The organism is Aeromonas sp. sia0103, from assembly GCF_963895295.1.
GTDB classification, from domain to species: Bacteria; Pseudomonadota; Gammaproteobacteria; order Enterobacterales; family Aeromonadaceae; genus Aeromonas; species Aeromonas encheleia.
Genome location: NZ_CAWQKG010000022.1, coordinates 302,619 through 315,559 on the forward strand (window position 1 = coordinate 302,619; position 12,941 = coordinate 315,559).

At 63.2% G+C, this 12,941-nt stretch carries 7 protein-coding genes; 6 read left to right on the forward strand and 1 reads right to left on the reverse strand.

All coding sequences use genetic code 11. The features are described 5' to 3' along the window. The first annotated feature begins 2 nt into the window (after nucleotides 1–2). The 6 genes from dnaE to pdxY all read left to right on the forward strand — a co-directional run bounded on the left by dnaE (nucleotide 3) and on the right by pdxY (nucleotide 11,441). The gene (gene dnaE / locus AACW18_RS09860; protein WP_042654054.1) at nucleotides 3–3,482 is read left to right on the forward strand and encodes a DNA polymerase III subunit alpha; all 3,480 of its coding nucleotides are present in this window, start codon (nucleotides 3–5) and stop codon (nucleotides 3,480–3,482) included. 16 nt (nucleotides 3,483–3,498) lie between these two features. Further along, a complete protein-coding gene (accA, locus tag AACW18_RS09865) occupies nucleotides 3,499–4,449 on the forward strand; it encodes an acetyl-CoA carboxylase carboxyl transferase subunit alpha (RefSeq protein ID WP_042654053.1) in 951 nt (316 codons plus the stop codon). Between the two features lie 346 nt (nucleotides 4,450–4,795). Then, a complete protein-coding gene (gene cadC / locus AACW18_RS09870; protein WP_218388528.1) occupies nucleotides 4,796–6,328 on the forward strand; it encodes a lysine decarboxylation/transport transcriptional activator CadC in 1,533 nt (510 codons plus the stop codon). Between the two features lie 633 nt (nucleotides 6,329–6,961). Further along, entirely contained in the window at nucleotides 6,962–8,296 is a 1,335-nt protein-coding gene (cadB, locus tag AACW18_RS09875; protein WP_042654051.1) for a cadaverine/lysine antiporter, read from the forward strand. Nucleotides 8,297–8,372: 76 nt separating this feature from the next. Beyond that, complete coding sequence (locus AACW18_RS09880) at nucleotides 8,373–10,505, forward strand: lysine decarboxylase CadA (RefSeq protein ID WP_218328951.1); 2,133 nt, start codon at nucleotides 8,373–8,375, stop codon at nucleotides 10,503–10,505. 75 nt (nucleotides 10,506–10,580) lie between these two features. After that, nucleotides 10,581–11,441, forward strand: coding sequence for a pyridoxal kinase PdxY (gene pdxY / locus AACW18_RS09885; RefSeq protein WP_218388529.1), 861 nt, complete (start codon nucleotides 10,581–10,583; stop codon nucleotides 11,439–11,441). 22 nt (nucleotides 11,442–11,463) lie between these two features. Here pdxY and AACW18_RS09890 read toward each other — a convergent pair whose 3' ends face one another. Next, a complete protein-coding gene (locus AACW18_RS09890) occupies nucleotides 11,464–12,885 on the reverse strand; it encodes an MATE family efflux transporter (RefSeq protein WP_218388530.1) in 1,422 nt (473 codons plus the stop codon). Between the last annotated feature and the right edge of the window lie 56 nt (nucleotides 12,886–12,941).

Consider the following 12,941-nt stretch of genomic DNA (forward strand, 5'->3'; position numbering starts at 1 on the left):
CCATGGCCGAACCTCGTTTCATCCACCTGCGGGTCCACTCCGACTTCTCCATGGTCGATGGCCTGCAGAAGATAGGTCCCATCGCCTCGGCGGCGGCGGCCAACGACATGCCGGCGCTGGCGCTGACCGACCAGATGAACATGTGCGGCCTGGTACGCTTCTATGGCTCGGCCCATGGCAAGGGCATCAAGCCCATCGTCGGGGCGGATTTCTGGGTGCAGAGCGAGGAGCTCGGCGACGAGCAGTTCCGCCTCACCCTGCTCGCCATGGACAACGACGGTTACCAGAACATCACCCTGCTCATCTCCCGCGGCTATCAGCGCGGTCATGTGCAGGGCCGCCCCGTCATCGACAAGAGCTGGCTCGCCGAACACGCCAAGGGCGTGATAGTGCTGTCCGGCGGGCGGGAGGGGGATCTCGGCAAGTTCATGCTCAAGGGCAACCGGCAGATGGTGGAGCAGAGCCTCGCCTTCTACCAGCGGCACTTCCCCGACGCCTATTACCTCGAGCTGCTGCGCACCGGCCGACCCGATGAAGAGGTCTACCTGCACATGGCGGTGGCCATCGCCACCGAGTTCGAGCTGCCGGTGGTGGCCACCAACGAGGTGGTGTTCCTCTCCGCCGAGGACTTCGACGCCCACGAGATCCGGGTCGCCATCCACGATGGCTACACCCTGATGGACAAGCGTCGCCCGCGCCGCTACAGCCCGCAGCAATACCTGCGCAGCCAGGAGGAGATGTGCGAGCTGTTCGCCGACATCCCAGAGGCGCTGGAGAACACGGTGGAGATCGCCAAGCGCTGCAACGTGACGGTGCGCCTCGGCGAATACTTCCTGCCGAACTTCCCGACCGGTGACATGAGCACCGAAGACTTCCTGGTGATGAAGTCCAGGGAGGGGCTGGAGGACCGACTGGCCTTCCTGTTCCCGGATCCCGAGGTGCGCGCAGCCAAGCGCGTCGAGTACGACGAGCGGCTGGAGATCGAGCTCAAGGTGATCAACCAGATGGGCTTCCCTGGTTACTTCCTCATCGTGATGGAGTTTATCCAGTGGTCCAAGGACAACGGCATCCCCGTCGGCCCGGGCCGGGGCTCGGGAGCCGGGTCGCTGGTGGCCTATGCGCTCAAGATCACCGATCTGGATCCCCTCGAATTTGATCTGCTGTTCGAACGATTCCTGAACCCGGAGCGGGTCTCCATGCCCGACTTCGACGTCGACTTCTGCATGGACCGGCGGGACGAGGTGATCGAGCACGTCTCGGAGATGTATGGCCGGGAGGCGGTCTCCCAGATCATCACCTTCGGCAGCATGGCGGCCAAGGCGGTGGTGCGGGACGTGGGTCGGGTGCTGGGCCACGCCTATGGCTTCGTGGATCGCATCTCCAAGCTGATCCCGCCGGATCCGGGCATGACGCTCGCCAAGGCGTTCGAGGTCGAGCCCAAGCTGCCTGAGCTGTACGAGCAGGACGAGGAGGTCAAGGATCTCATCGACATGGCGCGCCGGCTGGAAGGGGTGGTGCGCAACGCCGGCAAACACGCAGGTGGTGTGGTGATAGCCCCCACCAAGATCACCGACTTCGCGCCGCTCTATTGCGATGATTCCGGCCATCACCCGGTCACCCAGTTCGACAAGAACGACGTGGAGTACGCGGGTCTGGTGAAGTTCGACTTCCTGGGGCTGCGCACCCTGACCATCATCGACTGGGCGCTCGGCATGATCAACCCGCGCCTCGCCAAGGAGGGCAAGCCGCCGATCGACATCGCCGCCATCCCCATCGATGACAAGAAGTCGTTCGCGCTGCTGCAGCGCTTCGAGACCACGGCGGTATTCCAGCTGGAATCCCGCGGCATGAAGGATCTCATCAAGCGGCTGCAGCCCGACTGCTTCGAAGACATGATCGCCCTGGTGGCGCTGTTCCGCCCAGGCCCGCTGCAGTCCGGCATGGTGGACAACTTCATCGAGCGCAAGCACGGCAAGGAGGCCATCTCCTACCCGGACGAGAAGTGGCAGCACGAGAGCCTCAAACCCATACTCGAACCCACCTACGGCATCATCCTCTATCAGGAGCAGGTGATGCAGATAGCCCAGGTGCTGGCGGGCTATACACTGGGTGGCGCTGACATGCTGCGCCGGGCCATGGGCAAGAAAAACCCCGCCGAGATGGCCAAGCAGCGTTCCGGCTTCGAGGAAGGGGCGGTCAAGAACGGGGTCGACGGCGAGCTGGCGATCAAGATCTTCGATCTGGTGGAGAAGTTTGCGGGCTACGGCTTCAACAAGTCACACTCCGCCGCCTATGCGCTGGTCTCCTACCAGACGCTGTGGCTCAAGACCCACTTCCCGGCCGAGTTCATGGCGGCGGTGATGACCGCCGACATGGACAACACCGACAAGATAGTGACGCTGGTGGACGAGTGCCAGCGGATGGGGCTCACCGTGATACCGCCGGACGTGAACACCGGTCGCTACCGGTTCAGCGTCAATGAAGACGGCCACATCGTCTACGGCATAGGCGCGGTGAAGGGGGTCGGCGAGGGCCCCATAGATGCCATACTGGCGGCGCGAGACAGTGAGGGTCCCTTCCGCGATCTGTTCGACTTCTGCAACCGGGTCGACATCAAGAAGATCAACAAGCGGGTGATGGAGAAGCTGATCTTCTCCGGCGCCATGGACCGACTCGGTCCGCACCGGGCGGCGCTGATGGCCACGCTGGAAGAAGCCATGCGCGCCGCCGAGCAGCACGCCAAGGCGCAGGCGGTGGGCCAGGTCGACATGTTTGGGGTGCTCACCGAGGAGATCGACGACGTCAAGAAGGCGTTCGCCAACGTGCCGCACTGGCCCGACAAGGTCTGGCTGGAAGGGGAGCGGGAGACGCTCGGTCTGTATCTGACCGGCCATCCCATCAACCAGTACAGCAGCGAGCTGCGTCGTTATACGTCGGGGCGGTTGTGCGATCTGCACCCCACCTCCCGCGACACCATCACCACGGCGGCGGGGCTGGTGATCGCCGCCCGCAGCATGGTAACCAAGCGTGGCAACAAGATGGGGATCTTCACCCTGGACGACAGATCCGGCCGTCTGGATGTGACCCTGTTCAGTGAAGCGCTGGAAAAATACGAAGAATTGATGCAAAAAGACCGTATTTTAGTGGTTTCTGGACAGGTCAGCTTTGATGACTTCTCCGGTGGCCTTAAAATGTCGGCCCGCGAATTGCTGGATATTAACGATGCGAGGGAGCGTTTCGCCAGGGCGATCCGCATTTCCCTCGATGAACAACGCATTGATGAGCGCTTTTTCCCGCGTTTGTGCGAGATTTTGGAGCCCGCCCGTGCCGGAGTCTGTCCGGTTCAGGTAAACTATCGTCGCCCCGGCTCCCGGGTGCGATTGACGCTCGGTACCGAGTGGCGGGTGACGCCCACCGATCAACTGATAGATGACTTGCGAGTCCTGCTTGGACGAGAGCGGGTTGAATTGGTTTTTGATTAGAGGATCTATAGTCCCTATGAGTCTTTTTCTGGATTTTGAACAGCCGATCGCCGAATTGCAGGCTCAGATCGATGAACTTCGCCATGTGAGTGAGCACAACAGTGCCGTGGACCTGAGCGAAGATATCCGTCGGCTGGAGAAGAAAAACGAAGAGCTGACCAAGAAGATCTTCGGCGATCTGGGGGCCTGGCAGGTATCCCAGATGGCGCGTCATCCCCAGCGCCCTTACACCCTCGACTACATCGAGCAGATCTTCACCGACTTCGACGAACTGGCCGGCGATCGCGCCTACGCCGATGACAAGGCCATCGTCGGTGGCATCGCCCGTCTCGACGGCGAGCCGGTGATGGTGATTGGTCAGCAGAAGGGTCGCGAGACCAAGGAGAAGATCCGACGCAACTTCGGCATGCCGCGCCCGGAAGGGTACCGCAAGGCCCTGCGTCTGATGGAGATGGCCGAGCGCTTCAAGATGCCGATCATCACCTTCATCGACACCCCGGGTGCCTACCCCGGCGTGGGTGCCGAGGAGCGTGGCCAGTCCGAGGCCATCGCCCGCAACCTGAAAGTCATGGCCGGCCTGACCGTGCCTGTGGTCTGCACCGTGATCGGTGAAGGCGGCTCCGGCGGCGCACTGGCCATCGGCGTCGGCGATCGGGTCAACATGCTGCAGTACTCCACCTACTCCGTCATCTCGCCGGAAGGTTGCGCCTCCATCCTGTGGAAGAGCGCCGACAAGGCGCCGGTCGCCGCCGATGCCATGGGCATCACGGCCCAGCGCCTGAAGGAGCTCAAGCTCATCGACAACATAGTCGAAGAGCCCCTCGGCGGCGCCCACCGCAACGTGGAGCTGATGGCCGAGCGCCTCAAGGCCCGTATTAAACAAGACCTGGCGGCCTTGCGCCCGCTCGACAGCGACCAGTTGCTGGAGCAGCGCTACCAGCGTCTGCTGGGATACGGCTACTGCTAAGCCAAAGCCTTTCCGAGTGACTCCCCAAGACCCCTGCCATGTGCAGGGGTCTTGTTATTTGTGTCCTGTATGAAGATCGCCCAGATTCCTTTTCCCCGGCCCGGCGCCTGCCGAAAACCCCCTGTCTGATCAACTCGGCGGCCATTAGCGATCAAAAAAAGTGGGATCCATCTCCCATTTTACTTAGAGTGACCGATTCCGATCTGCCGGATCGGAATCCCTGCAAGGATTGCCCCCAGACATCAACGAGACGAGCGCAGACAGGCCCACAGGCGCCTTTAGCCTGCCGGCGGCGGAGTGCCGCCTGCCCTGGCCCTGACGCCGTCCATCCTGCAGTGAGCGAATCATGAGCGAATCGGTTTTTGAGATCCATGACTGGACCCTGAGCGTCAACGACAACATGCTGTGTCGTCCCGATCGCGAGGTCTACCTTGAGCCCAGGCTGGTCAACTTGCTGCGGTTCCTGGCGAGCAATGCCGGCACCGTATTTGGCCGTGACTCCCTGATCAACGAGGTGTGGGACGGCGCCGAGGTGACCGATCAGGTGGTCACCCAATCCATCTTCGAGCTGCGCAAGATCCTCAAGGATGGTCGCAACGACGCGGCGGACTACATAGTCACAGTGCCCAAGCGCGGCTACAAGCTGGTGGCGCCGGTGCGGCCGCTGCGGGTCGTCTCCCTGGCCATGCCGGAGTCCTCCCCCGGGGCCATGCCCAAGCCGTCACCCCGCGATGAGCCGGACGAGCCCTTGGCCGATGGCGAGGTGGCGCAGGGCCAGAGCCTGGCCCCTTTCCCGGCCGGGCCCCTGACCCGGGCCATCTCGACCCATACCGGCCACAGTCGCTGGAAGATGGTCAGCTTCGACATCTTCGTGGTCGTGGTGCTGGTCTCCATCGTCAGCCTGCTCGGCTACCAGCACGCCAGCCCCCAGATCCACAGCTTGCTGGATCCCAATCTGCTGGTGTTTCGTTTCCACTCCGGCATGGATGGCGAGAGCGAGAGCGTGCGCCTCGCCGATGGCATCACCCGCACCCTGATGGGGGAGGTCGCGGCGGCCACCCCGCTGCGGGTGCAATACGATACCCATAGCCGCACGAGCGGCATCCTGCCCGGCAAGGAGCTGAGCGTGCGGGTCTCCCATCACCCGGGTGGTACCTACATGGATTTGGAGTATCGCAATCTCAACACCAACCGGGTGCTGTGCAGCCACCAGTACCAGCTCAGCCGTCACAACGTGCATGCGGTGCTGCAGGAGAGCAGCCAGGATCTGCTGCGCGCCCTCGAGCGGCCCGAGGCATCACCCGGCATGGGGTGGCCCGCCGACGATGCCTCGCTGATGGCGATGATGGAGGCGCACTATTACACCAACAGCCAGGATGCGGTGGCGCTCAAGCGCGGCATAGCGCTGCTCGACGGCTCCCTCGTGACCCAGCCCGATCAGCCCCTGCTGCTGGCGGAGCGTTACCTGGCAGGGGAGGCGTTGGCCACCCTGACGGGCCACTCGGAGAGCGAACGGCTGCAGGGGATAGGCGCCCACCTGGCCAGCGTGGTGCAGAGTGGTGGCATGATGCCGGCGCGGGTGTGGGAGGCGCTGAGCCTGCAGGCCGTCCTGAGCGGCCAGCAGCGAGAGGCAAACCGGCTGCTGGCGCTGGCCGCCAGCCGGGGCCGCACCGTGCTCTACTACATTCTGCTAGGCAAGCTGGCCGAGCTGGACGGGCATCCCGATGCGGCGGGAGACGCCTATAGCCAGGCATTCCTGATGGAGGCGACCGAGCAGACCTACCTGCTCTGCCAGCAGCTGGGCTTCTACAGCAACATGGAAACCCTGACGCCCGTTCTCTACAACACCTTTGGCAACAGCAAGGTGAAGCTGTTCTAAGCCATATCTCTCCCCCCTGATCCCATTTTTTCTACAGCAACAGGCTACCCCAGGGTGGCCTGTTGCTTATCCGTGGCCGGGAGGCGGGATCCCAGCCGAAGGGGCGTCGCGCCCCAATCTCTTATCCCCCCATCCCCCTCTCTCCCTCTCCTTATGCACCTTTGGCCACAGTCGCTGGCGCCACGGCCCTTGCTGATTTTCATGGTGCTGGCGAGCCCTGACGCCTGTCCGGCCATGGGGTAGGGGGGCCCTGGATTGCGCCGGCGGCGGCTGACCAAGGGCGGCCTGGCGCCGGGCCCGCAAGTCGATGGGGCTGAACGGCGCCCACTCATTCCGTCAGGAGTGCACCGAAAAATATCAAGGTGGGCCGGCAGGGGTCATCAACCTCATCAAGGCGGCGGCGGCACATCAGGATTTTATCAAGGTGGCTCATGATGAGTGGTTTAACTGTCTGTATTTAATGGGTTTATATGGGTTGTTCTGAGCGGCTTTAAAAAAGTGTGCTCATGTTTTTATCCCTGAGGGGGCCCTTATGTTTTCCGCTGGCTGGCGGTCTAGTCTGTGCCCATTCTCTGGCGGGAGCTTCCGCCAGTAGTGTTTGACGACCCGACCTTTTATAGACCCGGAGATCCTATGTCCCTCGATACGAGCAAGAAGATCGGCCTCATCGCCTGTACAGGTGTGGTGGCCGGCAACATGATGGGGAGCGGCATCGCGCTGCTGCCTTCGGCCCTGGCCACTGTCGGTTCCATCTCGGTATTCAGCTGGGCTATCTGCCTGGTGGGCGCCATGGGCCTGGCATTCGTGTTCGCCCGCCTCGCCACCAAGAACCCGCAAGAAGGGGGCCCCATCGCCTATGCCGGTGAAATCTCCCCGGTGTTCGGCTTCCAGACCGGGGTGCTCTACTACCACGCCAACTGGATCGGCAACCTGGCCATCGCCATCACCGGCGTCTCTTATCTGTCGGTGTTCTTCCCCATCCTGAACAACCCCATACCGGCGGCCGTGGCCACCATAGCGGCGGTCTGGATCTTCACCTTCGTCAACCTGCTTGGCGGCAGCTGGGTGAGCCGACTCTGTACTCTGGGGCTGGTGCTGATCCTGCTGCCGGTGGTGGGCACCGCCCTGATGGGCTGGGCGCACTTCGACACCACCCTCTACAGCCAGAACTGGAACACCACAGGTGGCAGTGACCTGCACGCCGTCATCAGCGCCGTGCTGATCTGCCTCTGGTCCTTCGTCGGGGTGGAATCGGCCGCCGTCTCCTCCGGCATGGTCAAGGATCCCAAGCGCACAGTGCCACTCGCCACCATGCTGGGCACCGGCATCGCCGGCGTCATCTACATACTCTCCACCCAGGTGATCGGCGGCATGTTCCCGGCCGGTGAGGTGGCCGCCTCCGGCGCCCCCTTCGCCATGGCCTCTTCCGCCATCTTCGGCGACTGGTCTGCCCCCTTCGTCTCCGCCTTCACCGCCCTGGCCTGCTTCACCTCGCTCGGCTCCTGGATGATGCTGGTGGGGGAGGCGGGCAAGCGTGCCGCCCACGACGGCAACTTCCCGAAGATCTACGGTGAGCTGGACAAGAACGGCGTCGCCAAGAAGGGGCTGATCCTCGGCTCCCTCAAGATGACGGCCCTGATGGTGGTGCTGACCGCCTTCACCTCCCAGTCCGCCCACGCCGCCGACCTGTTCAACGTGCTGACCACGGATGCGGTGCTGCTGACCATGCTGCCCTACTTCTACTCCAGCATTAACCTCATCCGCTTCGAGGGCATGACCTCCCGCAGCATCGGCGCCATGCTGTTCTCCGGCGTCGCCAGCGTGTTCTGCCTGGTGGCCCTGATGGGCGCCAAGGGGTCCAACCTCACCGCTACCTTCGTGGTGTCGCTCATCATCCTGATGTTCTACGCCAAGAAACAGGGGTTGCGTCAGCACGACGCCTTGCTCAACGAGCAGCCCAGCCACTAACTCCGTTTCCCTTTTTCCTGCGCTCTTCACTCACCATCCCTGATGGAGAGCGCCTCTTCACGTGTGGAGCATCAAGATGAATATCATTGCCATCCTCAACCACCTGGGCGTGTTCTTCAAGGAAGAGCCCATCCGTCAGCTGCAGGCCTCCCTCGAGCGCAAAGGCTTTCAGGTGGTCTATCCGGTCGACGTGGCCGATCTGCTCAAGCTGATCGAGAAGAACCCCCGCGTCTGCGGCGCCATCTTCGACTGGGACAAGTACTCCCTCGGTCTGTGCAAGGAGATCCACGATCGCAACGAGAAGCTGCCGATCTTCGCCTTCGCCAACGACCAGTCCACCCTGGACATTCATCTGACCGATCTGCGCCTGAACGTGCACTTCTTCGAGTACCGTCTCGGCATGGCCGACGACATCGCCCTCAAGATGGGTCAGGCCACCCAGGAATATCAGGACGCCATACTGCCGCCCTTCACCAAGGCGCTGTTCAAGTACGTGGAAGAGGGTAAATACACCTTCTGTACCCCGGGTCACATGGGCGGTACCGCATTCCAGATGAGCCCGGCTGGCAGCATCTTCTATGACTTCTACGGCCCCAACGCCTTCAAGGCGGATGTCTCCATCTCCATGCCGGAGCTGGGCTCCCTGCTGGATCACTCGGGTCCGCACAAGGAGGCCGAGGAGTACATAGCCCGCACCTTCAACGCCGATCGCTCCTACATAGTCACCAACGGCACCTCTACCGCCAACAAGATAGTCGGCATGTTCTCCGCCCCGGCGGGTAGCACTGTGCTGGTGGATCGCAACTGCCACAAGTCCCTGACTCATCTGATGATGATGAACGACGTGACCCCGATCTACTTCCGGCCGACCCGCAACGCCTACGGCATCCTGGGTGGCATTCCCCAGAGCGAGTTCAGCCGCGAGACCATAGCCGCCAAGGTGGCCGCCACCCCGGGCGCCCAGGCGCCGCGCTACGCCGTGATCACCAACTCCACCTACGATGGCCTGCTCTACAACACCGGCTTCATCAAGGAGAGTCTGGATACCCCCTACATCCACTTCGACAGCGCCTGGGTGCCCTACACCAACTTCAGCCCCATCTATGAGGGCAAGTGCGGCATGAGCGGCGAAGCCATGCCGGGCAAGGTGTTCTACGAGACCCAGTCCACCCACAAGCTGCTGGCGGCCTTCTCCCAGGCCTCGATGATCCACATCAAGGGTGACGTGGAGGAGGAGACCTTCAACGAAGCCTTCATGATGCACACCTCCACCTCGCCCCAGTACGGCATAGTGGCGTCCACCGAGATCTCCGCCGCCATGATGCGGGGCAACACCGGCAAGAGGCTGATCAAGGACTCCATCGATCGCGCCGTCTCCTTCCGTAAAGAGATCAAGCGGTTGCGGGAGCAGAGCGAAGGCTGGTTCTTCGACGTCTGGCAGCCGGACGACATCGACACCCTCGAGTGCTGGAAGCTGGATCCCAAGGATGACTGGCACGGCTTCAACGGCATCGACGATGACCACATGTACCTGGATCCCATCAAGGTCACCCTGCTGACCCCGGGGATGAACCGTCAGGGCGAGCTGATGGAGCGCGGCCTGCCCGCCTCTCTGGTCTCCAAGTTCCTCGACGAGCGCGGCATAGTGGTGGAGAAGACCGGCCCCTACAACCTGCTGTTCCTGTTCTCCATCGGCATCGATCAGTCCAAGGCGATGCAGCTGCTGCGCGCCCTGACCGAGTTCAAGCGCGGCTACGACCTGAACCTGACCATCAAGAGCATCTTGCCGAGCCTCTACCGTGAAGACCCGAGCTTCTACGAAGGCATGCGCATCCAGGAGCTGGCCCAGAGCATCCACGCCCTGACCAGCAAGTACCGCCTGCCGGAGCTGATGTTCAAGGCGTTCGACGTGCTGCCGGAGATGAAGATGACCCCGCACGTCGCCTGGCAGCAGGAGCTGGCCGGCAACCTGGAAGAGGTGCCGCTGCGTGACATGGTGGATCGCATCAGCGCCAACATGATTTTGCCCTACCCGCCGGGAGTGCCGCTGGTGCTGCCGGGGGAGATGGTGACCGCGGATTCCCTGCCGGTGTTGGAGTTCCTCGAGATGCTGTGCGAGATCGGGGCCCATTACCCTGGCTTCGAGACCGACATCCACGGCCTCTATCGCCAGGCCGATGGCAGCTACACCGTCAAGGTGCTGCGTTAATCGAGAGTGACAACAACGGGCCGTGAGGCCCGTTTTTCCCTGCGGGGTTTAACCCTTTTTGTGTGAGTCGCCATCATGAAACGAGTTCTCTCCATTCAATCCCACGTGGTGTTCGGCTGTGCCGGCAATGGTGCCGCCGTGTTTCCCATGCGCCGCATGGGGCTGGAAGTCTGGCCGGTCAATACCGTGCAGTTCTCCAACCACACCCAGTACAGCGCGGGCTGGCAGGGGATGGGGATGCCGGATGGTCACATCCGCCAGCTGATGACGGGCCTCGCCGACATAGGCGTGCTGGGGCAGTGCGATGCGTTGCTGAGCGGCTACCTCGGCTCCGCCGAGCAGGGGGAGGAGATCCTGGCCGCGGTGGCCCATCTCAAGGCGCTCAATCCAGAGGCCCTCTATTTTTGTGACCCCGTCATGGGTCACCCCGACAAGGGGTGCATAGTGGCCCCCGGTGTCGCCGATTTCTTCAAGACGCGGGCGCTGGCCTGCGCCGACATGCTGGCCCCCAATCTGCTGGAGCTGGAGCAGCTGACCGACCGCGAGATCCAGAATCTGCCCGAGGCGCTGGCGGCCTGCCAGCAGTTGCGCGAGCAGGGGGTCAGGCTGGTGATGGTCAAGCATCTGGGGCGGGCCGGGTTTGCCCTGGACAGGTTCGAGATGCTGCTGGTGTGCGACGCCGGGGCCTTTCATATCTCCCGGCCCCTCTATCCGTTCAAGCGCCATCCCATCGGGGTGGGGGATCTGCTCAGCGCCATCATGCTGGCCAATCTGCTGGCCGGACAGGATCCCGTGCAGGCGTTCGAGCGCACCAACGCCAGCGTGGATGCGGTCATGGCCCACACCTGGCTGGCGGGGGCCTATGAGTTGCAGCTGGTGACGGCGCAGCAGGCGATGGCCGAGCCCGAGGTCCACACCCGCGCCATCCGGCTCTAGCCTGCCGTTCTTGCGGCCAGGGCTAGCCGGCGCGGCGTGTCAGTTGTGCCTCCTGGCGGGGGCCGAGCGGCTGGGTGCGGCGCAGCGGACGGGGGGCGCAGGCCAGGGCGAGGCGGCGCCACTCCCGCCACAGCAGCCAGCACAGCGGCAGGGTCAGCAGCAGCACCGTGGTGGGCTGGGCCATCAGCACCCCATCGCGGCCCCACTGCAGCGGCAGCAAGAAGATCAGCGGCAGCAGCAGCAGGGTCTTGGCCGCCGAGATGATCAGCGCCTGGCGGGTGCGCGCCATGGATTGCAGCAGCACTATGCCGAACATGATGATCCCCTCCAGCGGGATGGCGGCGAGGTTGAGGGTCAGGCTGCTGACGGCAGCGGACAGCAGCTCCTCATCCTGATCGCCGGTGTAGAGCATGGCCACCTGGCGTGGCAGCAGCTGGATCAGCAGCCAGACCAGCATGCCGTAGATCAGCGTGATCTTGAGCCCCATCTCCATCAGGAACTTCAGATCCCGGTGGCGCTTGGCCCCCGCAGCCTGGCTGATGAGCGGTTGGATGCCGAACGCCAGCCCCTGCAGGATCACGATGAACACCGCCTCGGTGTAACCGGCCACGGTGAAGCCGGCCAGATCCTTGACCGAGCCATGGACCATCAGCTGGCTATTGTGCAGCAGCAGCAGCAGCCCCAGGTTGAACTGGGCGATCAGGCTCGGCAGCCCGGTGAACAGCAGGCCGGGCATGGCTGGCAGATCGGGCACGAGCTGGCGCCACGAGAGGCGCAGCCTGGCGTGGGAGCTAAAGAAATAGCCGAGGCCCAGCAGGCTGACGATGCCCTCTGAGATGAGGGTGGCCTGGGCCGTGCCCACCAGCCCCAGCCCCAGCCGGCCGACCATCACATAGTTGAGCAGGATGTTGAGCACTGCGCCGGCACTGACCAGGATCATGGCCAGCCTGGGCCGGCCGTCGTTGCGCAGCAGGTAGGGTACCGCCAGGTTGCTGGCCAGCAGCAGGGTGCCGCCGCCGATCCACAGGAGGTAGTCGCTGGCCTGCTGCCAGGTCTCGGTGCCTTGCTCGATCCCCAGCCCCAGCAGGATCTCGATGTGCCAATGGTACAGCAGCAGCGGCGCCGTGGTGCCCAGCAGCACCAGCAGCCAGAGCGCGTTGACCAGGGCCTGGCGGGCCTGGCGAAGGTTCTTCGCCCCCTGCTGGAAGGAGATGGCGGTCGCAGCCCCCATGGCGATCATGGCGGCGAGACCGATCAGCACCATGATGACCGGATAGACCAGGTTGATACCGGCGAGGCCGGCGGCCCCCACGTAGTGGCCGACGAAGATGCCGTCGACCAGGTAATAGGCGCCGGACACCAGCATGGCGAGGATGGAGGGGAGGGCATAGCCCCAGAAGCGACGGGTCATGGCCCGTTGGCGTCGGGTGAAATAAGCGGACATGGCGATGCTTCTTGCTGTGTTGGGATCGAAGCACCAGTGTAGATTTTTACGTTTTG